Origin of the sequence: Acinetobacter portensis (assembly GCF_009372215.1) — a bacterium.
GTDB classification, from domain to species: domain Bacteria; phylum Pseudomonadota; class Gammaproteobacteria; order Pseudomonadales; family Moraxellaceae; genus Acinetobacter; species Acinetobacter portensis.
Genome location: NZ_LWRV01000026.1, coordinates 1 through 297 on the forward strand (window position 1 = coordinate 1; position 297 = coordinate 297).

Genomic DNA, 297 nt, shown 5'->3' on the forward strand with positions numbered 1-297 from the left:
AATTGATCAGAATGTAGCGAGGAATCAAGCGACGATAAATTTGTCATTTCGGTCAATTGATGATGTTGATCCTCAACGAGGAAAGCTCGATAGTATTCAGCGAAATTTTGGTTTTTTATTTTATGCAGCGCAACAGCGACCACAATATTTGGGCCTGAAAAAAACTGATGTGATTGCACAATTGCGCAAAATTTATTGCGTCACTGTGTATGAAATGGCATCCTCTAATATGTTGATGCATAAGCTGGTTAAATAGCAGCTTCTACTTATACAGCACATTCTAATACCTTTAACTAG

General features: G+C 37.0%; 1 protein-coding gene. It reads left to right on the forward strand.

Annotated features, from left to right (window positions below):
* Positions 1 to 256 (forward strand): hypothetical protein (locus A6M14_RS14165; RefSeq protein WP_206669616.1); only part of this gene is annotated, 256 nt, incomplete at its 5' end.
* Positions 257 to 297: the final 41 nt, after the last annotated feature.